This is a genomic window from Escherichia sp. KTE52, assembly GCF_000408325.1.
GTDB lineage: Bacteria > Pseudomonadota > Gammaproteobacteria > Enterobacterales > Enterobacteriaceae > Escherichia > Escherichia marmotae.
The window spans coordinates 129,044-155,734 of sequence record NZ_KE138680.1 but is presented as its reverse complement, the minus strand read 5'-3'; the positions used below and the strand labels follow the sequence as shown (position 1 = coordinate 155,734).

Sequence of the window (26,691 nt, the reverse complement as noted above, 5' to 3'; positions counted from 1 at the left end):
CAATAGCCCTGCCTGATGGCCTTTCACAACTCTATGCTTGAATCCAGCACGCAAAACTGAAAAAAATTTATTGTCGTACCAGTCGGGTAGTCGATGGGACAAAGTCACTATTGCTACGCCAGGGGTTAATGTCCAGACCGCCACGACGGGTATAACGAGCGTAAACGCTTAATTTTTCTGGCTGGCAGAAGCGCAGCAGATCATTAAAAATACGCTCTACGCATTGCTCATGGAACTCGTTGTGATGACGGAAAGAAACCAGATAACGCAGCAGTTTTTCCCGATCAATCTTGTGTCCACGGTACTGAATTTGAATGGAACCCCAGTCTGGCTGATGGGTGATCAGACAGTTTGATTTCAGCAGATGGCTAACCAGCGTCTCTTCCACCACTTTTTCACCGCTGGCGGCATTCTCAAGGTAGTCAGTGGTGAATTCATAGTTATCGATAGCGATATCCTGCTCATCAATGCAGGTGCCATTGAAATGACCCATTGGCTGGCCTTCCAGTTCATCGAGTCGATATAACGCCACGCTGACCTTACCCTGGGCGCAGGTACTTAAATCGCGCTCCAGCGTCTGGCGCACCTCTTCCCAATTGTTAAATCGAGTCTGATTAAAGCTATTGAGATAGAGCTTAAAACTCTTCGACTCAATGAGATTCACGCTGGTGTAATCAAGTTCAACATGACCCACAGCGACCTGCGGTAAACCTTTCGCATTTAGCCAGGAAAGCTCATATAGCGTCCAGATATCCGCGCCGTGAAAAGGCAGGTTATCCGCTTTCAGACCCAGTGGATCGCGATTCAGACTACGCGGAACGCCTTGCAGCTGGCTGGCGTCATAGGTATCCCTGTAATCGGTTGATTTTCCGAGAGTCAGGCCTGCAAGTGCCTGATGGTTTGCATAAGAAGACATGTTTCACCGTCATAAACCAGATAAACTAAACAACAAGTGTATCTGGTTTAAGTGAAGAGAGAAATTAGTGGACGATTTGACCGCACAAGCCCTGAAGGATTTTACTGCGCGCTACTGCGATGCCTGGCATGAACAGTATAAAAGCTGGCCGTTAAGTGAGGAGCTGTATGGCGTTCCTTCGCCATGCATTATTTCAACCACCGAAGACGCCGTATACTGGCAACCTCAACCGTTTACCGGTGAGCAAAATGTAAACGCGGTTGAACGGGCGTTTGATATTGTGATACAACCCACAATTCATACCTTCTATACGACCCAGTTTGCCGGGGATATGCATGCGCAGTTTGGTGATATCAAACTGACATTACTGCAAACCTGGAGCGAAAATGACTTCCGTCGAGTGCAGGAAAATCTGATTGGCCATTTGGTTACTCAGAAACGTCTAAAACTGCCGCCTACGCTATTTATCGCGACGCTGGAAGAAGAGCTGGAGGTAATCTCGGTGTGTAATCTCTCAGGCGAAGTATGCAAAGAGACACTGGGAACGCGTAAACGGGCGCATTTAGCCTCAAATCTTGCGGAATTCCTCAACCAACTTAAGCCTCTTCTGTAATCCAAATACCCCGTCTTGTTGTGAGAGATCTCTTACAGACCCTGTAGGAGATCGCCAGGAAATAAGCGAATACTTAATAAGATGAGATTTGATATTTTGATTTGAAATCAATTGCTTATTGTTGTTTTTTTCGACTTTCATATGAAATTATCCTTAAGGCATTGTCTGTAAGCTCCTTGTAAGACGCAGTGAAAAAGACGATTCTATCTTCGTCGACAGGGAGTCAGACAATGAAGTGAACATCAGGATGATGACACTTCTGAAGGACACGCCAGGATGGTGTTTCAGGGAAAGGCTTCCGGATGAAGCGAAGAGGATAACGCAGGACGCGTTAAAGGACACCTCCAGGATGGAGAATGAGAACCGGTCAGGATGATTCGGTGGGTCAGGAAGGCCAGGGACACTTCAGGATGAAGTATCACATCGGGGTGGTGTGAGCAGGGAGCAATAGTTCAGGATGAACGATTGGCCGTAAGGCTAAAGGAAAAGTTGTCAAGGATGAGCAGGGAGCAACAAAAGTAGCTGGAATGCTGCGAAACGAATCGGGAGCACTGTGAATACAGTGCTCCCTTTTTTTATTCCTGCTATTCTTCGCGGCAGTTTTTTACTTGAGGCTGCTTTATGACTACTCATGACCGCGTTCGTTTCCAGTTGCAGGCGCTTGAAGCGCTGCTGCGTGAACATCAGCACTGGCGCAATGATGAACCCCAGCCGCATCTATTCAACAGTACCCAACCGTTTTTTATGGACACCATGGAACCGTTGGAGTGGTTGCAGTGGGTGCTTATCCCGCGGATGCACGATTTATTAGATAACAATCAGCCATTACCAGGGGCATTTGCTGTGGCGCCGTACTATGAAATGGCGCTGGCGACGGATCACCCGCAACGAGCGCTTATTCTGGCGGAGCTGGAAAAGCTGGATGCCCTTTTTGCGGATGATGCTAACTGATGTTGGAAATACTCTACCAGGATGAATGGTTGGTGGCGGTAAATAAACCGTCCGGCTGGCTGGTCCACCGTAGCTGGCTGGATCGCGACGAGAAAGTTGTGGTGATGCAAACTGTGCGTGACCAGATTGGTCAGCATGTTTTTACCGCGCATCGTCTGGATCGCCCGACTTCTGGCGTATTGCTGATGGGGTTATCCAGTGAGGCAGGGCGACTGTTGGCGCAACAGTTTGAACAGCACCAAATCCAGAAACGTTACCATGCGATTGTGCGTGGCTGGCTGATGGATGAGGCAGAGCTGGATTATCCGCTGGTAGAAGAACTGGACAAAATCGCTGATAAATATGCCCGCGAAGATAAAGGTCCACAGCCAGCGGTAACGCATTATCGCGGTCTGGCGACGGTGGAAATGCCTGTGGCGACTGGACGTTACCCGACCACGCGCTATGGCCTGGTGGAACTGGAGCCGAAAACTGGACGTAAACACCAACTACGCCGCCATCTGGCCCATTTGCGTCATCCCATCATTGGGGACAGCAAACACGGCGATTTGCGCCAGAACCGCAGCGGGGCTGAACATTTCGGCCTGCAGAGGTTAATGCTACATGCCAGCCAGTTGTCATTGACGCATCCTTTTACTGGCGAGCCGCTCACTATTTACGCGGGGCTGGACGACACCTGGATGCAGGCGTTATCACAGTTTGGTTGGCGCGGTCTACTTCCTGAAAATGAAAGGGTTGAGTTCAGCGCGGCATCCGGCCAGGATGGTGAGATGAGTTCCTAATCCAGGGAGAAAACGGTATGGCGGAAATTGGTATTTTTGTTGGCACCATGTACGGCAACGCATTGTTAGTTGCAGAAGAAGCGGAAGCCATTTTGTCCGGGCAAGGACACAAAGCAACGGTATTTGAAGATCCAGAGTTAAGTGACTGGCTACCCTATCAGGACAAGTACGTACTGGTAGTCACCTCCACCACCGGGCAGGGCGACCTTCCTGACAGCATTGTGCCGCTCTTTCTGGGAATAAAGGATAACCTCGGTTTCCAGCCGAACCTGCGTTATGGCGTGATTGCCCTTGGCGACAGCAGTTATGTGAATTTCTGCAATGGTGGCAAACAGTTCGATGCTTTGTTGCAGGAACAAAGCGCGCAGCGGGTAGGGGAAATGCTGCTGATTGATGCCAGCGAGACCCCGGAACCAGAAACGGAATCAAACCCGTGGGTTGAACATTGGGGCACGCTGTTGTCCTGAGTCCTCGCTATTTTTGCTGATATACCTAATGGTCGGCAAAATATTGTTTCAGCGATGCTGAATCGAATTTTTTCAGGCAAATGCCAGTAAATGCCCCTTCTTAAGGGGCATTTTTACTAGCGTTTGCCTGGAGTCAAGTGAACCACTTCATATGATGTTGTAGACATGGCAAGGCGTTCTCGCCGCATTCGGCATAAACACAGGTACTTGCCACCAATCTGAAACCGGCTTCATAAAGAAGCCGGTTTTTACTCGACAAGAGGTTTATTAACCGAGAATTTTACTGGCTTCGCGCGCCACATTATCCATCTCGTCCAACAGTTCCAGTAGCTCCGGCTCCAAATCTTCTTCTTTAGTACCGTTGCGTAGCTGTTGTTCGATTAGTTGGCAGAGATTCTTCATTCGCGGTACGCCGCTATAACCGCAACTGCCATGCAGTTTATGGATCAAATCAACCAGGCCTTCCGGGTTTTCTCCAACCAATTGTTCTTCAACTTTGTTGCGAACTTCTGGCAGGAAATCGAGCAACATTTGCAGCATATCGCGCGCCAGATCGTTTTTTCCTGCAGCCTGGCGCAGTGCCAGTTGCCAGTCGAGAGTCGCATTCTGATTCACCACAATTTCGTTCACTTCTGGCGTCACGACGCGAGAAGAAATGCCACTGCCGGGCTTGTAACGTAACAGCAAATTATGCAACCGCTCTTCTTCAATCGGTTTCGCCAGATAATCGCTCATTCCCGCGCCAAGCAGTTTCTCTTTTTGCCCGGCCATCGCGTGCGCCGTTACCGCGATAACTGGTGTTTGCTGCTGATGCGGGAGCTGGTGAATGAGTTCACATGCCCGAATGCCGTCCATATCCGGCATTTGAATATCCATTAAGATTAAATCGAACGGCATCTGTTTCGCCCGTTCAACCGCCTGATGTCCGCTATCGCACAGCTCAACATGCTGCACCATATCTTCCAGCAATGCGCCGATAAGTTTCAGGTTTGCCGGATTATCATCAACAGCCATAACCGTCATTGCCAGCTTACTTTCATCGGTAACAGGCAAAAGTGTGTTTTGCTTTTGATGACAAAATTCCGTCAGTACAGGCAACAAACGTGTAGGCGTCAGGGGTTTCAGCAGACACGCGCCGATACCATCTTGCTTGAGCTTTTCGGCATTGACCTGTGCATGGCACGGAAGTGCCAGCATCAGAAAATCGGTCATTGACACCGCTTGCGCCAACCGCTCATGCTGCATCGTCAGCGGTTCGCGGAAGGTTACCGCAATCCCTAACAAAATCATGTCGTAATGTGCAGGAGGCAGCGCGGAGAACGTTGGGCTATAAACCACTTCCAGCGGTGTTTCGCTTAAAATATCCAGCGTACACTGGGCGGCTGCAGAGTTCGGTTCGACATAAGCCAGGCGTTTACCCGCGAGGCACTGAGTGGATGGCCCTTCGATAATAATATTCGGGTTCAGATCGAGATTAATATGGAACCAGAAGGTTGAACCACGATTCGGCTGGCTATGGAACGAGATATCGCCGCCCATTTCATTGACCAGTTTTTGCGTAATTACCAGCCCCAGCCCGGTGCCGCCATGACGGCGTGAAATACTGGCATCTGCCTGTCTGAAGGCCTGGAACAAACGCGATTGATCGCGTTCAGGAATACCAATGCCGGTATCACGGATCTGCACTTCAATCTGTACTTTGGTATTACTCAGCGCACGTTTTTCTACCAGAATGTCGATGTTGCCATTCTCGGTGAATTTAATCGCATTCCCCACCAGGTTAGTGATTATTTGCTGTAAACGCAGCGGGTCGCCAATGACGTTATCGGGCACGTCGCTCTTAATATTGAGCGTTAATTCCAGTCCTTTATCGTGAGAAGAATGCGCCAGTAGCGTTACCACTTCATCCAGCGTGCTGCGTAGTGGGAATGGAATACTTTCCAGAATCAGCTTGCCTGCTTCCAGTTTTGAGAAATCGAGAACATCATTAATAATTGCCAGCAAATTATTTGCCGAGCGTTCAATAGTATTGAGGTGATCGCGCTGCGTTGGTGTTAATTCTGTTTTCAACGTCAGGCGGGTAAAACCAATAACGCCATTCAACGGTGTACGCAGCTCATGCGACATGTTTGCCAGAAACTCTGACTTAATACGCGCCGCTTCCTGGGCGCGTTTTTTCGCCAGATCCAGTTCAACGTTCTGAATTTCCATCTGTTCCAGCGTTTCACGCAGATCGGACGTCGCCTGGTCGATATTGTGCTGCATCTCTTCGTGATAAGCCGCCAGCGACATTGCCATCGAGTTGATGCCATTTTTCAGCATATCCAACTCTCCGAGCATAAATCCTTCCACCCGACTGTCGAGTTGCCCTCGGCGGATGCGGTCGACGGTATTCACCATGTTGCGAATTGGGCCGGTTACATCGCGCATTAAGCGCCAGCCAAAAATAAGCGCGATACCAATACAAAACAGCATCATCACGCTAGAAATAAAGATCTCTTTATATTGCTGCAAGCGCACTGATTTAAGATCCAGCTCAAGAGCAATATATCCCAACATATTTTGACTATTTTTGGCATCGCTGCTGGGTGATTCGTCGGGAGAATAACTCTCAGAAATAATCGGCGTGCGCAGGATCATAATATCGCCATCACGTGTGACAGTAAGTTGGCGCGGAAATGGCACGTTGCTGCCGAGCTGCATTGATGAAGGATCAAGATGAAAATTGGAGGTGACAAAAAGTCGGTTATTTTCATCATAAACCGAAATGGCACGAACAATATCGGAATGGCGACGATGCAAAACGCTGATCAATTGACCAATAGATTCGCGATTTTGCAGGCTCATGCCATATTCCGTTGAAACCGCAAGCGGCTCAATAATGCTGGCACCGGCATCTTCCAGTTGACGCTGCAAGTCGTTATAGCGATGCACGACGAAAAAGATGCTAAGCAATAAACCAATAAGGACGGTCGGTGCCAGGATCAGAATCATCATGCGTGCGCGCAGGCTGTAGTTGGTCATGGAGTTCCGTTATGGGACAATTAAGGTCACACTGTTAAATTGAGAAAGTCTCGCCAATGGCGCAATTCTACTCTGCAAAACGACGCGCGACGACGCGTCAGATCATAACCGTTTCAGTCAACGACCTCGACTCTTTTGGTCAGGGCGTGGCGCGACATAACGGCAAAGCGTTATTTATTCCTGGATTACTACCGCCGGAAAACGCGGAAGTTACTGTTACTGAAGATAAAAAACAGTACGCTCGCGCTAAGGTCGTGCGCAGGTTAAGCGACAGCCTGGAACGCAAAACGCCACGCTGCCCTCATTTTGGCGTATGCGGCGGCTGTCAGCAACAACACGCCAGCGTCGAACTCCAGCAGCGTAGCAAAAGCGCAGCACTCGCCCGGTTAATGAAACACGACGTCTCTGAAGTGATCGACGATGTCCCCTGGGGTTATCGCCGTCGCGCGCGTTTAAGTCTGAACTATCTACCGAAAAAACAACAACTCCAGATGGGATTTCGCAAAGCGGGTTCCAGTGACATTGTCGACGTTAAACAATGCCCTATTTTAGTGCCCCAACTTGAAGCGTTGTTGCCCAAAGTCAGGGCATGCCTGGACAGCTTACAAGCTATGCGCCATCTTGGTCATGTTGAACTGGTGCAGGCAACCAGCGGCCTGCTGATGATTTTACGCCATACCGCACCGCTAAGTTTGGCAGATCGCGAAAAACTGGAACGCTTTTCGCATTCTGAAGGCCTGGATCTGTATCTCGCCCCCGATAGTGAGATACTCGAAACAGTCTCTGGCGAGATGCCCTGGTATGACTCAAACGGGTTGCGCTTAACCTTTAGTCCGCGTGATTTTATTCAGATCAATGCGGGTGTGAACCAGAAAATGGTGGCGCGAGCGCTGGAGTGGCTGGATGTTCAGCCTGATGATCGTGTGCTGGATCTGTTCTGTGGTATGGGCAATTTTACGCTGCCGTTAGCGACCCGTGCGGCAAGTGTTGTTGGTGTGGAAGGGGTTCCGGCGCTGGTGGAAAAAGGCCAGCAGAACGCGAGTCTTAATCGCTTACATAATGTGACGTTTTATCACGAAAATCTTGAAGATGATGTCACAAAGCAGCCGTGGGCAAAAAACGGCTTTGATAAAGTGTTGCTGGACCCGGCGCGTGCTGGTGCAGCAGGCGTTATGCAACAAATTATAAAACTGGAACCTATTCGTATAGTTTATGTATCCTGTAACCCTGCGACGCTGGCTCGGGATAGCGAGGCGTTATTAAAAGCAGGATATACCATTGCGCGGTTGGCGATGCTGGATATGTTCCCACACACGGGGCATCTGGAATCGATGGTACTTTTCTCGCGCGTTAAATAGTTACGATTTGCTGATTTCAGCAGGTCAGGTCCCTAAAGGAGAGGACGATGGTTGCGGTAAGAAGTGCACATATCAATAAGGCTGGTGAATTTGATCCGGAAAAATGGATCGCAAGTCTGGGCATTGCCAGCCAGAAGTCGTGTGAGTGCTTAGCCGAAACCTGGGCGTATTGTCTGCAGCAGACGCAGGGGCATCCGGATGCCAGTTTGCTGTTGTGGCGTGGTGTCGAGATGGTGGAGATCCTCTCGACATTAAGTATGGACATTGACACGCTGCGGGCTGCGCTGCTGTTCCCTCTGGCCGATGCAAACGTCGTCAGCGAAGACGTACTGCGCGAGAGTGTCGGTAAGTCGGTCGTTAATCTTATTCACGGTGTGCGCGATATGGCGGCAATCCGCCAACTGAAAGCAACGCACACCGATTCTGTTTCCTCCGAACAGGTCGATAACGTTCGCCGGATGTTGCTGGCGATGGTCGATGACTTCCGTTGTGTGGTCATCAAACTGGCGGAGCGAATTGCCCATCTGCGCGAAGTAAAAGATGCGCCGGAAGATGAACGCGTGCTGGCGGCAAAAGAGTGCACCAATATCTACGCGCCGCTGGCGAACCGTCTTGGGATTGGGCAACTGAAATGGGAACTGGAAGATTACTGCTTCCGTTACCTCCACCCGACCGAATACAAACGTATTGCAAAACTGCTGCATGAGCGCCGCCTCGACCGCGAACACTACATTGAAGAGTTTGTGGGGCATCTGCGTGCAGAGATGAAAGCTGAAGGCGTTAAAGCTGAAGTGTATGGCCGCCCAAAACACATCTACAGCATCTGGCGCAAAATGCAGAAAAAGAACCTCGCCTTTGATGAGCTGTTTGATGTTCGTGCGGTGCGTATCGTCGCGGAACGTTTGCAGGATTGTTACGCCGCGCTGGGCATAGTGCACACTCACTATCGCCACTTGCCGGATGAGTTCGATGATTACGTTGCGAACCCGAAACCGAACGGTTATCAGTCTATTCATACCGTAGTGTTGGGGCCGGGAGGCAAAACCGTTGAGATCCAAATCCGCACCAAACAGATGCATGAAGATGCAGAGTTGGGTGTTGCTGCGCACTGGAAATACAAAGAAGGCGCGGCTGCTGGCGGCGCACGTTCGGGACATGAAGACCGGATTGCCTGGCTGCGTAAACTGATTGCGTGGCAGGAAGAGATGGCTGATTCTGGCGAAATGCTCGACGAAGTACGCAGTCAGGTCTTTGATGATCGGGTATATGTGTTTACGCCGAAAGGTGATGTTGTTGATCTGCCTGCGGGATCAACGCCGCTGGATTTCGCTTACCACATCCATAGTGATGTCGGGCACCGCTGCATCGGGGCAAAAATTGGCGGGCGCATTGTGCCATTCACCTACCAGTTGCAGATGGGTGACCAGATTGAAATTATCACCCAGAAACAGCCGAATCCCAGCCGTGACTGGTTAAACCCAAACCTGGGTTATGTTACAACCAGCCGCGGGCGTTCGAAAATTCACGCCTGGTTCCGTAAACAGGATCGTGACAAAAATATTCTGGCAGGACGGCAAATCCTTGACGACGAACTGGAACATCTGGGGATCAGTCTGAAGGAAGCAGAAAAATATCTGCTGCCGCGTTACAACTTCAATGACGTCGACGAGTTGTTGGCGGCGATTGGTGGCGGGGATATCCGTCTCAATCAGATGGTCAACTTCCTGCAATCGCAATTTAATAAGCCGAGCGCCGAAGAGCAGGACGCCGCCGCACTGAAACAGCTTCAGCAAAAAAGCTATACACCACAAAACCGCAGTAAAGATAACGGTCGTGTAGTGGTAGAAGGCGTGGGCAACCTGATGCACCACATCGCGCGTTGCTGCCAGCCGATTCCTGGCGATGAGATTGTCGGTTTCATTACCCAGGGCCGCGGGATCTCCGTACACCGCGCCGATTGCGAACAACTGGCGGAACTGCGCTCCCATGCGCCGGAACGAATTGTTGACGCGGTATGGGGCGAGAGCTACTCCGCTGGTTACTCGCTGGTGGTTCGCGTGCAGGCCAATGATCGTAGTGGATTGTTGCGTGATATCACCACTATTCTCGCCAATGAGAAGGTGAATGTGCTTGGCGTTGCCAGCCGCAGCGACACGAAACAGCAACTGGCGACCATCGATATGACCATTGAGATTTATAACCTGCAAGTGCTGGGGCGCGTGCTGGGTAAACTCAATCAGGTGCCAGATGTTATCGATGCAAGACGACTGCACGGGAATTAATCTTACATAGCCGGATATGGCGTCAGCCGTATCCGACGATATCCTTTACTCGAAGGTGTTACACCTGACAGACCCGCAATTTTCAGGACATTCCAATGAATCAAATCGACCGTTTGCTCACTATCATGCAGCGTCTTCGTGACCCGGAAAACGGCTGTCCGTGGGACAAAGAGCAGACATTCGCTTCTATTGCACCTTATACCCTTGAAGAAACTTATGAAGTGCTGGATGCCATTGCCCGCGAAGACTTTGACGATCTGCGCGGTGAACTGGGCGATTTGCTGTTCCAGGTGGTGTTTTACGCGCAAATGGCCCAGGAAGAAGGGCGCTTTGACTTTAATGATATTTGCGCGGCGATCAGCGATAAGTTAGAGCGCCGCCATCCGCATGTTTTTGCTGACAGTTCTGCCGATAACAGCAGTGAAGTTCTTGCCCGTTGGGAGCAGATCAAAACCGAAGAGCGCGCGCAGAAGGCGCAACATTCAGCGCTGGACGATATTCCTCGCAGTTTACCGGCCTTAATGCGTGCGCAAAAAATCCAGAAACGCTGCGCCAACGTTGGCTTCGACTGGACGACGCTTGGCCCGGTGGTCGATAAAGTTTACGAAGAGATTGACGAGGTCATGTACGAGGCGCGGCAGGCTGTAGTGGACCAGGCTAAACTGGAGGAGGAAATGGGCGACCTGCTGTTTGCGACGGTCAATCTGGCCCGCCATTTAGGGACGAAAGCAGAGATTGCGCTACAAAAAGCTAACGAAAAATTTGAGCGTCGTTTTCGCGAAGTGGAGCGGATTGTTGCCGCGCGTGGACTGGAAATGACAGGTGTTGACCTCGAAACAATGGAAGAAGTCTGGCAGCAGGTAAAACGGCAGGAAATTGATCTCTAAGGAAATTACACGGTCAAGCGCGATTTGTGTCATTTTTTAAATGACAAGCGCTTGATTTGCGTCAAAAACATTTACCCCAAAGGGGCTATTTTCTCACTCCTGATTTCAATTGTGCGCTGGCGAAGAGGAGGGATAATGAAAGTTTGTGGCACAGGTCATGTTCGGGTATACTGCTTTCCCGTCCTGGTTATTCCATCGTCTTTTCAACCTAACTTCTCAGGTTCAGCATGACAACGAACTATATTTTTGTGACCGGCGGGGTCGTATCCTCTCTGGGTAAAGGCATTGCCGCAGCCTCCCTCGCAGCCATTCTTGAAGCCCGTGGCCTCAATGTGACCATCATGAAACTGGATCCGTACATCAACGTCGATCCAGGTACTATGAGCCCAATCCAACACGGGGAAGTGTTCGTTACTGAAGACGGCGCTGAAACCGACCTGGACCTGGGGCACTACGAGCGTTTCATTCGCACCAAAATGAGCCGCCGCAACAACTTCACCACGGGTCGTATCTATTCTGACGTTCTGCGTAAAGAACGCCGTGGCGACTATCTGGGCGCAACCGTACAGGTTATCCCGCACATTACTAACGCTATTAAAGAACGCGTTCTTGCCGGCGGTGAAGGCCACGACGTGGTTCTGGTCGAAATCGGCGGTACTGTCGGTGACATCGAATCCCTGCCGTTCCTTGAAGCGATTCGCCAGTTGGCTGTTGATATTGGTCGTGAACACGCGCTGTTCATGCACCTGACCCTGGTGCCGTACATGGCTGCGTCTGGTGAAGTCAAAACCAAGCCGACTCAGCACTCTGTAAAAGAGCTGCTTTCTATCGGCATCCAGCCTGATATCCTGATTTGTCGTTCAGATCGCGCCGTTCCGGCGAACGAACGTGCGAAGATTGCATTGTTCTGTAATGTTCCGGAAAAAGCGGTTATTTCTCTGAAAGACGTCGATTCTATCTATAAAATTCCAGGCCTGTTGAAATCTCAGGGGCTGGACGATTATATTTGTAAACGATTCAGCTTGAACTGCCCGGAAGCTAATCTGTCCGAATGGGAACAGGTTATCTTTGAAGAAGCGAATCCGGTAAGTGAAGTCACTATCGGTATGGTCGGCAAGTACATTGAACTGCCGGACGCTTATAAATCCGTGATTGAAGCACTGAAACACGGCGGGCTGAAAAATCGTGTTAGCGTCAACATCAAACTGATCGATTCACAAGATGTTGAAACACGCGGTGTTGAAATCCTTAAAGGCCTGGATGCGATCCTCGTACCTGGTGGTTTCGGTTACCGTGGCGTAGAGGGCATGATTACTACCGCGCGCTTTGCGCGTGAGAACAATATTCCTTATCTGGGTATTTGCCTGGGTATGCAGGTGGCGTTAATTGATTACGCTCGCCATGTTGCCAACATGGAGAACGCCAACTCTACGGAATTTGTGCCAGACTGTAAGTACCCGGTTGTGGCGCTGATTACCGAGTGGCGTGATGAAAACGGCAACGTTGAAGTTCGTAGCGAGAATAGCGATCTCGGTGGCACCATGCGTCTTGGCGCGCAGCAGTGCCAGTTGGTTGACGATAGCCTGGTTCGCCAACTGTACAATGCGCCGACAATTGTTGAACGTCATCGTCACCGTTACGAAGTCAACAACATGCTGTTGAAACAGATTGAAGATGCAGGTCTGCGCGTTGCGGGCCGTTCCGGGGATGATCAGTTGGTCGAGATCATCGAAGTTCCGAATCACCCGTGGTTCGTGGCTTGTCAGTTCCATCCGGAGTTTACTTCTACTCCACGTGATGGTCACCCGCTGTTTGCTGGCTTTGTAAAAGCCGCCAGCGAGTTCCAGAAACGTCAGGCGAAGTAAGTAAAAAAGTTAGAACGGCAACGCGTACCCAGGGTACGCGTTGTTTGTCTGGAGTTTTAGTTTAACTAGTGACTTGAGGAAACCCTAATGTCCAAAATCGTAAAAATCATCGGTCGTGAAATCATCGACTCCCGTGGTAACCCGACTGTTGAAGCCGAAGTACACCTGGAGGGTGGTTTCGTCGGTATGGCGGCTGCTCCGTCAGGTGCTTCTACTGGTTCCCGTGAAGCACTGGAACTGCGCGATGGTGACAAATCCCGTTTCCTGGGCAAAGGCGTAACCAAAGCTGTTGCTGCGGTTAACGGCCCGATCGCTCAGGCGCTGATTGGCAAAGATGCCAAAGATCAGGCTGGCATTGACAAGATCATGATCGACCTGGACGGCACTGAAAATAAATCCAAATTCGGCGCAAACGCAATCCTGGCTGTATCTCTGGCTAACGCCAAAGCTGCCGCGGCTGCTAAAGGTATGCCGCTGTACGAGCACATCGCTGAACTGAACGGTACTCCGGGCAAATACTCCATGCCGGTTCCGATGATGAACATCATCAACGGTGGTGAGCACGCTGACAACAACGTTGATATTCAGGAATTCATGATTCAGCCGGTTGGCGCGAAAACTGTGAAAGAAGCCATCCGCATGGGTTCTGAAGTTTTCCATCACCTTGCAAAAGTTCTGAAAGCGAAAGGTATGAACACTGCTGTTGGTGACGAAGGTGGCTATGCGCCGAACCTGGGTTCCAACGCTGAAGCTCTGGCTGTTATCGCTGAAGCTGTTAAAGCTGCTGGCTATGAACTGGGCAAAGACATCACTCTGGCGATGGACTGCGCAGCTTCTGAATTCTACAAAGACGGTAAATACGTTCTGGCTGGCGAAGGCAACAAAGCTTTCACCTCTGAAGAATTCACTCACTTCCTGGAAGAACTGACCAAACAGTACCCGATCGTTTCCATCGAAGATGGTCTGGACGAGTCTGACTGGGACGGTTTCGCATACCAGACCAAAGTTCTGGGCGACAAAATCCAGTTGGTTGGTGACGACCTGTTCGTAACCAACACCAAGATCCTGAAAGAAGGTATCGAAAAAGGCATCGCTAACTCCATCCTGATCAAATTCAACCAGATCGGTTCTCTGACCGAAACTCTGGCTGCAATCAAGATGGCGAAAGACGCTGGCTACACTGCAGTAATCTCTCACCGTTCTGGTGAAACTGAAGACGCTACCATCGCTGACCTGGCTGTTGGTACTGCTGCAGGCCAGATCAAAACGGGTTCTATGAGCCGTTCTGACCGTGTTGCTAAATACAACCAGCTGATTCGTATTGAAGAAGCTCTGGGCGAAAAAGCACCGTACAACGGTCGTAAAGAGATCAAAGGCCAGGCATAAGTCTGACTTTATCTGATTTAAAAATGCCAGCCTTCGGGCTGGCATTTTTTATGGTTGAGTTACCAGCGGCCGGACGCGCCGCCGCCGCCAGAAGAACCACCCCCGCCGCTAAATCCGCCGCCACTTGAGCCTCCACCGGAAGAGGATGAAGAAGAACCTTTTCTTGAAGCTCTTTCTTTACTGAGCTTCTTATATTTGGCGCGTAACTTTTTATTCACCAGAAGCCAGAAGATAAGCAGAGGTACGATCGCAAAAGGCGTTAACATACTGCAAGCAACGATTAAATTCGTCCATGCTCCGGGCTCGGCAACATAGAGGAATACCATCCCGTAAATTGCGCCGGTGAGTGCAATCCACGGTAGATTTGATGGATCGGTAAAAATAATAAAATACGAAAGTACTGCCAGTAAAATAATTACAGCGACCGATAATGGAATTGGAGTTTTGATACTGTAATGATTTCCGCTGCCTTCCGGTAATTCACCATTCAACAGAAGCGCGCCGATATTTTCGCTGGCCAGTGTCAACCCTCCAATAAGATCATCGTTTTTGAACGCGGGGATCAATATAACACGGATAATCTTTGCCGCTTGCAGGTCGGTAACCACCCCTTCCAGCCCGTAGCCCACTTCTATACGGACAGCATGATCTTCCCAGGCAACCAGAAGTAAAATACCATCGTTGCGCTGTGCATCGCCCAACTTCCAGCTATCAAAAACGCGTGTTGCATATTGTTCAATGGTATCTTCACCAGTGGATGGCACCACTAATATAGCGACCTGCGCCTGCGTATTCTGTGCAATCTTCTGCAACTGTAGTGTCAGAGATTGTTGCTCAGGTGAACTTAACGTATCAGTAAGATCTGTCACCTGTTGGTGTAGTTCCGGTACAGCCATTTGCTGGGCAAACACAGGAACGCACCACAATATGAGTAGAAAAAGGATTAAGCGCATATTGATCACCAGCGCCCTGAAGCGCCACCGCCACCAGATGAACCGCCACCGCCGCTGAAATTGTCATTGTCGAAAGAAGAGGACGATGATGATGACGAATCTCTGGAGTTATAATTACTTCTGGTATGGCGTGATGGCCGGTTGGCACTACGCATTGAGTCACGTACCTTTTTGCCGAAAGGGGTAAAAGTAATAGCAACAACAAGGAACGGTGTGGAGAAGCATAATAATGTAGCGAGCACTCCCCAGCTTCCGCTGAAACCTGCAATAGGCAAAACAAAGGCCAGCACTATGGCAGCGAAGCAAATCAATCCCAGCGTTTTGATATATCCCCTGGCGGAAATAAAGGTCAGTACTATCGCCCAGGCCAACAAAGCCCACCAACCGCTAAAGGGCAAAGGGTGATCGGTTGGTGTTATCGTTGCTAAATCATTCCCCGTCAGACGACTTTCAATATCGTTTATTCCTTTTTGTAAGCCGCCAGCAAGGTCGCCATTTTTAAATGCTGGAATAATACTGTTGCGAATAATTTGTCCGGACTGTGCATCTGTAATAAGGCCTTCCAGTCCGTAACCGATTTCAATACGCACGGTATGATCCTGCCAGGCGACTAACAGTAGAACACCATCATCGCGGTCTTTATCACCTGGTTTCCAGCTATCGAATACCCGCGTAGCGTACTGCTCGATAGTTTCATCGCCTGTTGTGTCAACTACTAACACCACCATTTGCGCCAGATTTCTTTGCGTCAGGTTTTTAATCTGACCAGCAAGAGCATTTATTTCGCTGTTCGTCAATGTACCTGTTACGTCATTCACATACACAGGTAATTCAGGTACTGGAATTTGCGTAGCAAACGCCGATGGACAGAAGAAAGCCAGAAGAAAGATAAAAATTCGCATAAGGATTGCCCGCTTAATGAATATTAGGATTTTGGCTAAAATCTATTGTTGGTGCTTTACTCACTGCGGCGACATCATCCGGCAAATAATTTTTCTTTGCGGTGTAATCCATTATTTTTGCGGTTAATACAGCGGGGAATTTGCGGATAGTGACATTATATTGTTCAATAGCTTTAATGTATCTTCCTCGCGCAACGGCAATGCGGTTTTCACTTCCTTCGAGCTGTACTATCAAATTTTGATAGAGTTCCTGGGCTTTTAATTCAGGATAACGTTCACTGATAATCGTTAACTGGCCGAGTGTACGAGTCAGTTGCGCCTGAGCTTGTTGCCAGGTTTGTAGCTTTTGCTCATCGCCTGGCGCTTGCTGTAAATCGCTACTGGCCCTGATAGCCTGGCTACGCGCTAATGTTACGGCTTCCAACACTTCTTTTTCATAGCTGGAATAACCTTTAATACTGGCAACAAGATTAGGAATAAGGTCGGCACGACGTTGATACTGATTCAGAACTTCTGACCAGGATGAATTGACTTGTTCGTCATAAGTTTGAATATCATTATATCCACAACCTGATAAATTGAAAATAAATATAAGTACGATGAATATTCTGAGCATGTTTAAATCCCTTTTGTTTAATTCCCCGGGGAATAATACGTTGTTTCATTTTTTTATTAATGATCTGTTTCGCCTTTTTATCTTAAACCCGCGTGTAACAGAATGTTAATAAAGCATGAATATTGCGGTAGGATCTGCAATAATTAACAATTATCCACTTTACAGAGAATGCTATGCAGTACCCGATTAACGAGATGTTCCAGACCCTGCAAGGTGAGGGTTACTTTACCGGCGTCCCCGCCATTTTTATTCGTTTACAGGGATGCCCGGTCGGCTGTGCCTGGTGTGATACCAAACACACGTGGGAAAAACTTGAGGATCGGGAAGTTTCTCTTTTCAGTATTTTGGCGAAAACCAAAGAGAGTGATAAGTGGGGCGCAGCAAGCAGCGAAGATTTGTTAGCGGTCATAAGTCGTCAGGGATATACCGCGCGTCACGTAGTGATTACGGGTGGTGAACCTTGCATTCATGATTTGCTGCCATTGACTGACTTGCTTGAAAAGAACGGTTTTAGCTGCCAGATAGAAACCAGCGGTACTCACGAAGTACGTTGTACACCGAACACCTGGGTTACCGTGTCGCCAAAACTGAACATGCGCGGCGGCTATGAAGTGTTGTCGCAGGCGCTGGAACGCGCCAATGAAATCAAACATCCGGTTGGGCGTGTACGGGATATTGAAGCACTGGATGAATTGCTGGCAACGCTGACTGATGATAAACCGCGAGTAATTGCACTTCAGCCAATTAGTCAGAAAGAAGATGCCACGCGTTTATGTATCGATACCTGTATTGCGCGGAACTGGCGTTTGTCGATGCAAACGCATAAATATTTGAATATTGCCTGATTAAATATTTATAAGCGTTATAAATGGGTGGAACCTGTAAAGAATTCCACCCATTTATATTTTTGCCTCTTCTGATTGTTCTCTTCTGGTTTTTCCGGACTCGTCATTGCAAACTAAAACAAAGTCCGTAGTGTTAATTTTTCACTGGAGTAAAAATCATCGCTACAAATTTTGGTAGATTGGAACTGGCTTGAAAAATCATTAATTAATAACAGGTTATGTTTAGAGGTAACCATTCAGGTATGCTCAGAGCGGGCGGTTTCCCGCCCGGTCTTCTTCACTTACGCATTAGACCAGCTTTGAATAGCGTCCACATTGCCCAATTCTCCATGCATCACTTCATACGATTTTTTCAGGATCACATCAGTGTGTTTGGTTAGGTCTTTGAAAATGCCTTTATTCATCGCGTCGTAACGTCTGGCGTTGCTCTCAACAGGCATAAAGATGTCTTTCACGCGAACCATTTTGTCAACAGCCGTTGCGTAATCCGGGTACAAGCCAAGCCCTACAGACGCGTTGATAGCCGCTCCCAAACTAGCGCACCCGTTAATGGCGTTACGTCTTGCCGGAAGATTGAACACGTCGGCAAAAATTTGCATAAACAGATCGCTGTTTGAACCGCCGCCAGTAATGATCACATGCTTCGCAAAGTGATTCATTTCATTACACATATTGTCGTAATTGTTCTTCAGCGTCAGCGCCACGCTTTCCAGAATCGAACGATAAATCCATGCGTAATCCATACTGGAATCAAAGCCGATCATAATTCCGCGTTTGTACGGTTCCCACGGGTTGGTCAGCCAGTCCAGCACCGTCATCAACCCATTACAGCCAGGTGGCACGCAAGAGGCTTTTTTGTTGAGCAAATCTTCCGGCGAAAGATCCTGTGCTCTGGCATCCTGAATTAACGACTCGCCCAACATGTCGCGCAACCAACTTACCGTCCACATCCCTTTGCGAATACCGTAACCTTCATACAGCAATGTTTCTGGAATAGAAGACATAATCGGCCAGTACGCTACCGGGTCTTTCGGCAGTGCTTTGCCATTCATCATCAGCGCGATATAGGTGCCTAAGGAAATCACCGCCGTTTCATCGTCCAGCAATCCGGCTCCTAATGCTTCTACCGGTTTATCACTGGTGGTACAAACTACCGGCAGTCCTGCCGGGAAATGTGTCGCCAGTGCTGCTTGTGGTGTGATATGCCCGAGAACGGTCCCCGGCATTTGTACGCCAAAAAGCATATGGCGGGGGATATTAAACTTCTCGATTACCGCGGCATCTTCACTCCAGGCCCAGGTTTTATAATCCACCGGCCACTGGCCAAAATAGTTGGCGATATTGTCTTTAAACTCGCCTGTTAAGCGGTGCGCCAGATAGCCCGAAAAAGAAGTGACATACGCCACGTCAGGATTCGTGTGTTCGTAAGGGCGCGTAACTCGTGCATCCTGCCAGCTAATCAGTGGTGCGGCGGGTGTACCGTCAGCTTTCAGTAAGGCACGGCAGCAACGGATTGATCCCAGGCCGATGCCAACAATATCTTCTTTATTCCCGGCAAACTGGCTCATTAAATCGTGACCGGCAAAACATAATGATGCCCATAAATCGTCGTCAGGATGTTCTGCGGTATCGGCATCCGGCGTGTGCATCGGCTGTAATAAACCTTTGCCTTCGCAAACTATGTTGCCTTGCAGATCGTACATCACCACTTTTGTACTCTGACTTCCGCCATCAATCCCTATGATGTATTTCTTCGACATGATTTTTCTCCTGTAATGTTCTGGGCTTACTTGCTGTTAGCCGTTGCGGGGGCGCTATCAGCAGTACGAATTTTTTGGAACAGCAAAAAGGTAAAGACGATCACCATGCCGAGCGCCGCCATGCCCATCAGCCACATGTTGCGGTAGGCTTCTGCTGCGGGCAGGGTGTCCTGCCAGTAACCGATAATCGGGTAAACAAAGACATCAGGCAGGAAGCCAATCACCGAACAAATACCTACCGTGGTGCCCATAATGTAAGATGGTGTTCTCGCTTCGCCGGGGCAGGCCCAGTACAGCCCGCGTGAGGCGTAGCAGGTGAATCCCAGTAGTAAAATCAGGCCAATCCCCATCGCGACCGATTGCGGGTTAGAGTTAGTCATGAGTAGGGCAGTGAGTGCCAGCAGGCCGACCACGGAAAGAATTTGGATCACGCGGGTAGGGGATTTCACTTTGCTGTAGGTGGTGATAATGCCGCCAAGTGGGCCGCACAGTGCGCGGAAGATTTTGTTGATCACGATCCCCATGTAGCTCGCCGCCACCAGCGACATGCCATACATTTCGGTCAGATAGTTGGTGGAGTAACTCAGAATGGCGTAGATGGTGAAGACCCCAAAAATCACCATGCTGCAATACCAGGTTGTACTGATACGCAAAACGGCCAGGATGTCGCTAAGCTGGAATGACTGTTTTTCTTCGTTATGGGTACTACGCAGGCTGTTGTTATCGCTAACAAAAAACCAGCACAGAATCCCCAACAAGATGTAAACCACGCTGTAGATGATAATGACCGTTTTCAGGCTGGCGCTGTCATCCGGGGCGAAGCGGGAAAAGACCCACATGGTAAACACTGCCAGCGACATTACACCGACGCCGCGCAGTCCTTCCATCCAGCCCATGATTTTCCCTTGTTCGCTATGGTCACCAAGCAACGAGGCGGCTTTAATCGACACCGACCACAGCATTAAAATAGTCGTTATCGCAAAGGCAACCTGAATACAGAGCATGACCCATAATGGTGGATACGTTGCCATTATCAGGCCTAATAATCCGGTAATTACCATCGCGGAAGTAATCATTTTGCGATGTGAAAATTTATCGGCAATAACCCCGCTGGGCGCATAAAGAATAATGGCGGCAATACCAAAGGTGCTCATAATTAAACCTATCTCGGTATTGCTGAATCCCATAAATTTCGCCATGGGAATTTGATAAATATAACGTAAATAAGCCAGGTCAAAACTAACTCCGCCGCTAAAACTAATTATCGCGAGGGTTATCCAACGTCGATATGAGCTGTGTTGCATATCGTATTCCCATTTGTAATAGACAAAAAAAAGAGAAAAGTAAGCCGCCTTTTCAGGAGGATTACTTTTCTCAGGTCTCTAGTAATTGCGATAAGAAATAACATGGAAAGCAGAGGTGTTGTGTGAGAGTAATCACGCTTCTGCTTTTTAAAATTATTTGATTATACGAGTAATACTCTGTGAGTATGATCACATTAGCGACTATGCCCTTATGCTAAAAATTATCGCCAGTTACCAGAGATAATGAGAAAGGTAACTTCCCTCTCGCGGGGGAAGTTACCTTTCTTTTTTTTTGCCTTACGGAAATTGGAGCTAACTATGTCAATCGAATCACTCAATGCGTTCTCAATGGATTTTTTCTCCCTGAAAGGTAAAACTGCAATTGTTACCGGCGGGAATAGTGGTTTAGGCCAGGCATTTGCGATGGCACTGGCAAAAGCAGGTGCAAATATCTTTATTCCAAGCTTCGTCAAAGATAATGGCGAAACGAAGGAAATGATTGAAAAACAAGGCGTTGAAGTGGACTTCATGCAGGTGGATATCACCGCAGAAGGCGCGCCGCAGAAGATAATCGCTGCCTGTTGTGAGCGTTTTGGCACTGTCGATATTCTGGTCAATAACGCAGGTATTTGTAAGCTGAATAAGGTGCTGGACTTCGGCCGTGCCGACTGGGACCCGATGATTGATGTGAACCTGACAGCCGCTTTTGAGCTGAGTTACGAAGCGGCAAAAATTATGATCCCGCAAAAAAGCGGTAAAATCATTAATATCTGTTCATTGTTTTCTTACCTGGGCGGGCAATGGTCTCCAGCATATTCTGCAACTAAACACGCACTTGCTGGATTCACTAAAGCCTATTGCGATGAATTAGGTCAATATAATATTCAGGTAAATGGTATTGCCCCTGGTTATTATGCAACCGATATTACGCTGGCGACACGCAGCAATCCAGAAACAAATCAGCGCGTTCTTGATCATATTCCGGCAAATCGTTGGGGCGATACACAGGATTTAATGGGCGCAGCCGTATTCCTCGCAAGCCCGGCATCGAATTATGTGAATGGTCATTTGCTGGTGGTTGATGGTGGTTATTTAGTGCGCTAATCCATAACGGTGGTTTCTGTTTTCTTTTATTAATGACTATTCCATTTTTATTATCAGAAAGGATTTATTATGTCTTTATCTCGCGCAGCGATTGTCGACCAGCTAAAGGAAATTGTTGGTGCAGATCGCGTAATTACCGATGAAACTGTATTAAAGAAAAACAGTATTGACCGTTTTCGTAAATTTCCGGATATTCATGGAATTTATACTTTGCCGATTCCGGCAGCGGTCGTAAAACTCGGTTCCACAGAGCAAGTGTCCCGCGTGCTGAATTTTATGAATGCGCACAAAATTAACGGTGTGCCGCGTACCGGCGCTTCCGCCACCGAAGGTGGGCTGGAAACTGTCGTAGAAAACTCGGTGGTGCTCGACGGCTCCGCCATGAATCAAATCATTAATATTGATATTGAGAATATGCAGGCCACGGCGCAATGTGGCGTTCCGCTGGAGGTGCTGGAAAACGCGTTGCGTGAAAAAGGCTACACCACGGGGCATTCTCCGCAGTCAAAACCGCTGGCGCAGATGGGTGGCCTGGTGGCAACCCGCAGTATTGGGCAGTTCTCCACACTTTACGGCGCAATTGAAGATATGGTCGTTGGCCTGGAAGCGGTACTGGCAGATGGCACCGTGACGCGCATTAAAAACGTTCCACGTCGCGCGGCTGGTCCGGACATTCGTCACATCATTATTGGTAACGAAGGTGCACTGTGCTATATCACTGAAGTTACAGTGAAAATCTTCAAATTCACCCCGGAAAACAATCTCTTCTACGGCTATGTGCTGGAAGACATGAAAACCGGCTTCAACATCCTGCGTGAAATCATGGTGGAAGGGTATCGCCCGTCGATTGCTCGTTTGTATGACGCTGAAGATGGCACGCAACACTTCACTCATTTTGCTGATGGTAAATGCGTGCTGATCTTTATGGCCGAGGGTAACCCACGTATTGCGCAGGCGACAGGCGAAGGAATTGCCGAAATCGTGGCGCGTTACCCGCAGTGCCATCGTGTGGACAGCAAACTGATCGAAACCTGGTTCAACAACCTGAACTGGGGGCCGGATAAAGTGGCCGCCGAACGTGTGCAGATCCTCAAAACCGGCAACATGGGCTTTACCACCGAAGTGTCCGGCTGCTGGAGTTGTATTCACGAAATCTATGAAAACGTCATTAACCGTATTCGTACCGAGTTCCCGCACGCCGACGACATCACTATGCTGGGCGGTCACTCTTCTCACAGCTACCAAAACGGCACCAACATGTACTTCGTTTACGACTACAACGTTGTTGACTGCAAACCGGAAGAGGAAATCGACAAGTACCACAACCCGCTCAACAAAATCATCTGTGAAGAAACCATTCGCCTCGGTGGTTCGATGGTGCATCACCACGGCATTGGTAAACATCGCGTTCACTGGAGCAAACTGGAACACGGCAGCGCGTGGGCGTTGCTGGAAGGGCTGAAAAAGCAGTTCGATCCTAACGGCATTATGAACACGGGTACTATCTATCCGATTGAAAAATAATGTGTCAGGCAGCGTCCTGTGATGTCGGGGCGTTGCCTTTTCGGCTTCTCAAGCGAGAAGCCGTTCTTATTACCGGACAATGAAGGGGTAAAGATGAACACTTCACCGGTGCGAATGGATGATTTACCACTTAACCGTTTTCACTGTCGCATTGCTGCGCTTACTTTCGGCGCGCACCTGACTGACGGTTATGTCCTCGGCGTCATTGGTTACGCCATTATTCAGCTTACTCCAGCCATGCAACTGACACCGTTTATGGCGGGAATGATTGGTGGCTCAGCGCTACTTGGCCTGTTTATCGGCAGCCTGGTTTTGGGCTGGATCTCCGACCATATCGGGCGGCAAAAAATCTTCACTTTCAGCTTTTTGCTGATTACGCTCGCTTCGTTTTTACAATATTTTGCCACCACGCCGGAGCACCTGATTGGTTTGCGCATTTTGATCGGCATTGGGCTGGGTGGTGATTACTCTGTGGGGCATACCTTGCTGGCAGAATTTTCCCCGCGCCGCCACCGCGGTATTTTGCTGGGCGCGTTCAGCGTGGTGTGGACGGTGGGTTATGTGCTGGCAAGTATTGCCGGACATCACTTTATTTCAGAAAGTCCGGAGGCCTGGCGATGGCTTTTGGCATCAACAGCTCTGCCCGCGCTGTTGATTACGTTGTTACGTTGGGGCACACCGGAATCGCCGCGCTGGCTGCTGCGACAGGGGCGTTTTGCAGAAGCTCATGCCATTGTGCATCGTTACTTTGGCTCTCATGTATTACTGGGCGATGAAGTGGCAACGGCCACCACTAAGCACATCAAAACCTTGTTCTCTTCGCGTTACTGGCGGCGCACGGTATTTAACAGCGTGTTCTTTGTCTGCCTCGTGATCCCGTGGTTTGTGATTTATACCTGGCTGCCGACTATCGCCCAGACTATTGGTCTGGAAGATGCGCTGACCGCCAGCCTGATGCTCAATGCCTTGTTAATTGTTGGCGCGTTATTAGGGTTAGTGTTGACCCACTTGTTAGCCCATCGCAAATTTTTACTGGGGAGCTTTTTGCTGCTGGCGGCCACGCTGATGGTGATGGCCTGTTTGCCTTCCGGCAGTTCGTTAACGCTGCTGCTTTTTATTCTCTTCAGCACCACCATTTCGGCGGTCAGCAATCTGGTTGGCATTCTACCTGCCGAAAGTTTTCCTACTGATATCCGCTCTCTGGGCGTCGGTTTTGCGACCGCCATGAGTAGACTTGGCGCGGCAATTAGCACCGGTTTGTTGCCGTGGGTTCTGGCGCAGTGGGGAATGCAGGCCACCTTATTGTTACTGGCCATCGTGCTATTGGTTGGTTTTGTTGTGACCTGGCTATGGGCTCCAGAAACTAAAGCTCTCCCGCTGGTTGCGGCGGGAAATGTCGGAGGTGCGAATGAACATTCTGTTAGCGTTTAAAGCCGAACCGGATGCCGGAATGCTGGCGGAAAAAGAGTGGCAGGCTGCTGCTACGGCAAATTATGGGCCGGATGTTTCACTGTTGCGAAGTTTACCCGGTGCTGATGAACAGGCCGCCGCCGCAATTCTATTGGCGCAGAGAAAAAGCGGCACGCCGATGACTTTAACCGCGTTGAGCATGGGGGATGAACGGGCGTTGCATTGGCTTCGCTATTTCACGGCTCTCGGGTTTGAGGAAGCAGTATTGCTGGAGACTGCGGCAGATCTGCGTTTTGCGCCGGAATTTGTTGCTCGCCATATTGCCGAATGGCAGCACCAGAATCCGATGGAGCTGATTATTACCGGCTGCCAAAGCAGCGAGGGGCAGAACGGGCAAACGCCGTTTTTGCTGGCGGAAATACTGGCCTGGCCCTGTTTTACCTTGGTGGAGCGTTTCACACTCGACGCGCCATTTATCACTCTCGAACAGCGTACTGAAAACGGGCTGCGCTGTTGCCGGGTACGCTTGCCTGCGGTCATTGCCGTGCGCCAGTGTGGCGAAGTCGCTTTGCCTGTACCGGGAATGCGCCAGCGTATGGCGGCAGGGAAAGTGGAAATTTTACGCGAAACTCTCGCCGCCGAATCGTCAGCGATACAGTGCCTGCAACTGGAAAGGCCGGAGCAACGACGTGGCGCGACGTTGATTGATGGGCAAACAGCAGAAGAAAAAGCACAAATACTGTGGCGGGATTATTTGCGCCAGAGGATGCAGCCATGAATGTCGTAATAGTGACAATAAATCAGGACAATGCAGCTATCGCAGGCTGGCTGGCAGAACAGGATTTCAGCGGTTGTACACTGACGCACTGGCAGATTGAACCTCAGCCCGTAGTGGCGGAACAGGTGCTGGATGCGCTTGTGGAACAGTGGCAGCGAACACCTGCGGAATTTGTGCTCTTCCCTCCGGGGGCGTCTGGCGATGAACTGGCGACCCGACTGGCCTGGCGTTTACATGGCACCAGCATCTGCCAGATCATTTCGTTGGATATACCGACAGCAAGCGTGCGCAAATCCCACTGGGGAAATGCGCTGACGGCGACGCTGCAAACAGAAAAACGTCCGCTATGCCTTTCTCTGGCGCGCCAGGCTGGAGCTGCGAAAAACGCAATGTTGCCATCTGGTATGCAGCAACTAAACATTGTCCCCGGCGCACTTCCAGACTGGTTTGTTAGCATCGAAAACCTGAAAAATACTACCCGTGACCCATTAGTAGAAGCCAGACGGGTGCTGGTGGTAGGGCAGGGCGGCGAGGCTGATAGCCATGACATCGCTACGCTGGCTGAAAAGCTGGGCGCCGAAGTGGGCTACAGTCGGGCGCGAGTGATGAATGGTGGTTTTGATGCGGAAAAAGTGATTGGAATTTCCGGGCACTTGCTGGCGCCAGAGATTTGCATTGTTGCCGGGGCGTCCGGCGCGGCAGCGTTAATGGCAGGTGTGCGTAATAGCCAGTTTGTGGTGGCTGTGAATCATGACGCCAGCGCGGCTGTTTTTTCACAGGCAGATGTTGGCGTGGTGGATGACTGGAAAGCGGTGCTGGAGGCACTGGTGACAAATATTCACGCAGATTGCCAATAACGTACTGGCGGATGCGGTTCTGGGTCAGGGACTTGTAGGCCTGATAAGACGCGTTAGCGTCGCATCAGGCGTTGAATGCCGGATGTGGCCTACAAATCACACAAATT

General features: G+C 49.6%; 21 protein-coding genes and 1 pseudogene. 15 read left to right on the top strand and 7 right to left on the bottom strand.

Annotated features, from left to right (window positions below; genetic code table 11):
* Nucleotides 1–67 precede the first annotated feature (67 nt).
* A complete protein-coding gene (gene queF / locus A1SC_RS10770) occupies nucleotides 68–916 on the bottom strand; it encodes an NADPH-dependent 7-cyano-7-deazaguanine reductase QueF (RefSeq protein ID WP_016262478.1) in 849 nt (282 codons plus the stop codon).
* Between the two features lie 67 nt (nucleotides 917–983).
* Between queF and syd the strand changes: the two genes are divergently transcribed.
* The 4 genes from syd to A1SC_RS10790 all read left to right on the top strand — a co-directional run bounded on the left by syd (nucleotide 984) and on the right by A1SC_RS10790 (nucleotide 3,729).
* Nucleotides 984–1,529: a SecY-interacting protein gene (syd, locus tag A1SC_RS10775; protein WP_016249135.1), complete on the top strand. Its 546-nt coding sequence runs from the start codon at nucleotides 984–986 to the stop codon at nucleotides 1,527–1,529.
* 621 nt (nucleotides 1,530–2,150) lie between these two features.
* Entirely contained in the window at nucleotides 2,151–2,480 is a 330-nt protein-coding gene (locus A1SC_RS10780) for a YqcC family protein (protein WP_000206974.1), read from the top strand.
* Nucleotides 2,480–3,262 (top strand): tRNA pseudouridine(65) synthase TruC, encoded by a 783-nt coding sequence (gene truC / locus A1SC_RS10785; RefSeq protein WP_000889990.1) that lies wholly within the window; start codon nucleotides 2,480–2,482, stop codon nucleotides 3,260–3,262. Before A1SC_RS10780 ends, truC begins: the two co-directional genes overlap by 1 nt.
* Before the next feature lie 17 nt (nucleotides 3,263–3,279).
* Entirely contained in the window at nucleotides 3,280–3,729 is a 450-nt protein-coding gene (locus A1SC_RS10790; protein ID WP_000807727.1) for a flavodoxin, read from the top strand.
* A 267-nt stretch (nucleotides 3,730–3,996) separates the two neighbouring features.
* On the opposite strand, the gene barA is transcribed toward A1SC_RS10790, so the two are convergent.
* Nucleotides 3,997–6,753, bottom strand: coding sequence for a two-component sensor histidine kinase BarA (barA, locus tag A1SC_RS10795; protein ID WP_000186435.1), 2,757 nt, complete (start codon nucleotides 6,751–6,753; stop codon nucleotides 3,997–3,999).
* Nucleotides 6,754–6,809: 56 nt separating this feature from the next.
* Between barA and rlmD the strand changes: the two genes are divergently transcribed.
* From rlmD to eno, 5 genes are all read left to right on the top strand, one after another.
* On the top strand, nucleotides 6,810–8,111 hold the full coding sequence (gene rlmD, locus A1SC_RS10800) for a 23S rRNA (uracil(1939)-C(5))-methyltransferase RlmD (RefSeq protein ID WP_016262476.1): 1,302 nt from the start codon (nucleotides 6,810–6,812) through the stop codon (nucleotides 8,109–8,111).
* A 47-nt stretch (nucleotides 8,112–8,158) separates the two neighbouring features.
* Entirely contained in the window at nucleotides 8,159–10,393 is a 2,235-nt protein-coding gene (relA, locus tag A1SC_RS10805) for a GTP diphosphokinase (protein ID WP_000226792.1), read from the top strand.
* A 95-nt stretch (nucleotides 10,394–10,488) separates the two neighbouring features.
* Nucleotides 10,489–11,280 carry a nucleoside triphosphate pyrophosphohydrolase gene (gene mazG / locus A1SC_RS10810; protein ID WP_001071626.1) on the top strand — a complete coding sequence of 264 codons (792 nt, stop codon included), beginning with the start codon at nucleotides 10,489–10,491 and terminating at the stop codon, nucleotides 11,278–11,280.
* A gap of 227 nt (nucleotides 11,281–11,507) precedes the next feature.
* Nucleotides 11,508–13,145 (top strand): glutamine hydrolyzing CTP synthase, encoded by a 1,638-nt coding sequence (gene pyrG / locus A1SC_RS10815; protein ID WP_000210856.1) that lies wholly within the window; start codon nucleotides 11,508–11,510, stop codon nucleotides 13,143–13,145.
* Between the two features lie 87 nt (nucleotides 13,146–13,232).
* On the top strand, nucleotides 13,233–14,531 hold the full coding sequence (eno, locus tag A1SC_RS10820; protein WP_000036723.1) for a phosphopyruvate hydratase: 1,299 nt from the start codon (nucleotides 13,233–13,235) through the stop codon (nucleotides 14,529–14,531).
* Nucleotides 14,532–14,590: 59 nt separating this feature from the next.
* Here the strand turns inward: eno and A1SC_RS10825 are convergent, their stop codons facing one another.
* The 3 genes and pseudogenes from A1SC_RS10825 to A1SC_RS10835 all read right to left on the bottom strand — a co-directional run bounded on the left by A1SC_RS10825 (nucleotide 14,591) and on the right by A1SC_RS10835 (nucleotide 17,002).
* A complete protein-coding gene (locus A1SC_RS10825) occupies nucleotides 14,591–15,493 on the bottom strand; it encodes a TPM domain-containing protein (RefSeq protein WP_016262475.1) in 903 nt (300 codons plus the stop codon).
* A gap of 221 nt (nucleotides 15,494–15,714) precedes the next feature.
* Nucleotides 15,715–16,386 (bottom strand): annotated as a pseudogene (locus A1SC_RS10830) (TPM domain-containing protein); the annotation flags it as partial.
* A 13-nt stretch (nucleotides 16,387–16,399) separates the two neighbouring features.
* Nucleotides 16,400–17,002, bottom strand: a complete 603-nt coding sequence (locus A1SC_RS10835; protein WP_000944229.1) for a LemA family protein — start codon at nucleotides 17,000–17,002, stop codon at nucleotides 16,400–16,402.
* 173 nt (nucleotides 17,003–17,175) lie between these two features.
* On the opposite strand from A1SC_RS10835, the gene queE reads away from it, so the two are divergent.
* A complete protein-coding gene (queE, locus tag A1SC_RS10840) occupies nucleotides 17,176–17,847 on the top strand; it encodes a 7-carboxy-7-deazaguanine synthase QueE (protein WP_001199980.1) in 672 nt (223 codons plus the stop codon).
* A gap of 281 nt (nucleotides 17,848–18,128) precedes the next feature.
* Here queE and A1SC_RS10845 read toward each other — a convergent pair whose 3' ends face one another.
* Together A1SC_RS10845 and A1SC_RS10850 are read right to left on the bottom strand one after the other, a co-directional pair.
* Nucleotides 18,129–19,607, bottom strand: coding sequence for an FGGY-family carbohydrate kinase (locus tag A1SC_RS10845; RefSeq protein WP_000039760.1), 1,479 nt, complete (start codon nucleotides 19,605–19,607; stop codon nucleotides 18,129–18,131).
* Nucleotides 19,608–19,633: 26 nt separating this feature from the next.
* Nucleotides 19,634–20,911, bottom strand: coding sequence for an MFS transporter (locus tag A1SC_RS10850; protein WP_001164860.1), 1,278 nt, complete (start codon nucleotides 20,909–20,911; stop codon nucleotides 19,634–19,636).
* A 318-nt stretch (nucleotides 20,912–21,229) separates the two neighbouring features.
* On the opposite strand from A1SC_RS10850, the gene A1SC_RS10855 reads away from it, so the two are divergent.
* The 5 genes from A1SC_RS10855 (at nucleotide 21,230) to A1SC_RS10875 (ending at nucleotide 26,584) form a co-directional block, all read left to right on the top strand.
* Nucleotides 21,230–22,015: an SDR family oxidoreductase gene (locus A1SC_RS10855; RefSeq protein WP_000021321.1), complete on the top strand. Its 786-nt coding sequence runs from the start codon at nucleotides 21,230–21,232 to the stop codon at nucleotides 22,013–22,015.
* A 69-nt stretch (nucleotides 22,016–22,084) separates the two neighbouring features.
* Nucleotides 22,085–23,539, top strand: a complete 1,455-nt coding sequence (locus tag A1SC_RS10860; protein ID WP_001516963.1) for an FAD-binding oxidoreductase — start codon at nucleotides 22,085–22,087, stop codon at nucleotides 23,537–23,539.
* Between the two features lie 93 nt (nucleotides 23,540–23,632).
* Nucleotides 23,633–24,970: an MFS transporter gene (locus A1SC_RS10865; RefSeq protein ID WP_024191904.1), complete on the top strand. Its 1,338-nt coding sequence runs from the start codon at nucleotides 23,633–23,635 to the stop codon at nucleotides 24,968–24,970.
* A complete protein-coding gene (locus A1SC_RS10870; RefSeq protein WP_016262473.1) occupies nucleotides 24,948–25,727 on the top strand; it encodes an adenine nucleotide alpha hydrolase family protein in 780 nt (259 codons plus the stop codon). The genes A1SC_RS10865 and A1SC_RS10870 overlap by 23 nt, the downstream gene beginning before the upstream one ends.
* Nucleotides 25,724–26,584 carry an electron transfer flavoprotein subunit alpha/FixB family protein gene (locus A1SC_RS10875; RefSeq protein WP_001103599.1) on the top strand — a complete coding sequence of 287 codons (861 nt, stop codon included), beginning with the start codon at nucleotides 25,724–25,726 and terminating at the stop codon, nucleotides 26,582–26,584. Before A1SC_RS10870 ends, A1SC_RS10875 begins: the two co-directional genes overlap by 4 nt.
* Nucleotides 26,585–26,691: the final 107 nt, after the last annotated feature.